This is a genomic window from Streptomyces sp. NPDC127092, assembly GCF_042722475.1.
Lineage (GTDB): Bacteria > Actinomycetota > Actinomycetes > Streptomycetales > Streptomycetaceae > Streptomyces.
Map to the genome: position 1 here is coordinate 1 of NZ_JBHXFE010000310.1, position 1,225 is coordinate 1,225.

1 protein-coding gene is annotated in these 1,225 nt (G+C 75.6%); it reads left to right on the forward strand.

Going from position 1 to position 1,225, the window contains the following annotated elements; genetic code table 11:
- Positions 1-140 precede the first annotated feature (140 nt).
- Positions 141-1,205 (forward strand): type IV toxin-antitoxin system AbiEi family antitoxin domain-containing protein, encoded by a 1,065-nt coding sequence (locus ACFWJO_RS39975; protein WP_036316222.1) that lies wholly within the window; start codon positions 141-143, stop codon positions 1,203-1,205.
- The last annotated feature ends 20 nt before the right edge of the window (positions 1,206-1,225 follow it).

Genomic DNA, 1,225 nt, shown 5'->3' on the forward strand with positions numbered 1-1,225 from the left:
GACCGCTGGCGGGAAAGGAGCGTGGGCGCTGCGACCGCTCCCCTGCGTCCCCGCTTGCACAGACCCCCGTACACCCAAACTCCTCCCCAGGCCGATGGCGACCCAGGACGCCGCCCGCCCCACCGCGCCAGGCTGGCACCATGCGTCGCCCCACCCCGCTTCCCGCGTCCTTGCTGGACGGCCCCTTCACCGCCGCGCAGGCGAGGGCCGCCGGCATCGACCACAACCGGCTGCGTCGCTCCGACGTCGAACGCCTCGCCCGGGGCCTCTACCGCCGGCGTGAGGCCGCCCCGGCCGCCGTCGAGCGCCCCGCGGCCGGCTCCTCCCCCTACCGGTGGAGCACCCCGCTCTCGGCCACCCAACACGAGCTCCTGCTGCGACTCGCCCGGCACCGCGCCACCACGGTGGTGTCGCACCAGACCGCGGCCCGCGCCCGTGAGATCTGGCTGCCGGAGCGACTGGACGCGGGGGACGAGGTCCACGTGAGCCGCCCGCGGGACCGTGGCCGCCTCGCCCTCCCCGGCGTCACCTCCCACCGGACGGCGCTCCCGCCCGCGGACGTGGAGCGCGTGCGGATCGGCGGTCTGGCCTGGTACGTCACCGCCCCGCCCCGTCTCTGGGTCGACCTCGCGGCCCTGCTCGACGACGACGAGCTCGTCATCCTCGGCGACCATCTCGTCCGCCGGGCGGAACTGTCCGGCGGTCCCGACGCTGCCGAGCGGACCCGGGCGGCCCTGACCCAGGCGGCCGAGACCAGCCCGTCCGCGCACAACCGGCGACGACGGCTCCGCACCGCCGCCACGCTGGTCCGGGTGGGGGCGCACTCGCCGAAGGAGACGCGGCTCCGGCTCGCGCTGACGGCCGCCGGGCTCCCCGAGCCCGCACTGCAGCTCGAGGTCTGGGACCCGGAGTTCTCCCTGCACCACCCCGCGACGGCGGACCTGGGCTATCCGCAGGCGAGAGTGGCCCTGCACTACGACGGCGGCCACCACGGCGCGGATCGCCAGATCGACCGCGACGTGCAGCGCAACGCGGCCTTCGAGCGACGGGGCTACCGGAACATCACCGTGTCCTCCTCCGACGCTCGCCGCGGATTCACGCGCGTGATCGTGGAGGTGCGCCGTCACCTCGGGGACGCCGGCGGCCTGTCACGCAAGGAGTCGGAATGGGGCGGAGATCCGGCATCAGAGCGACACCACGCGTGACAGGTCGGCCACGCCGGGCC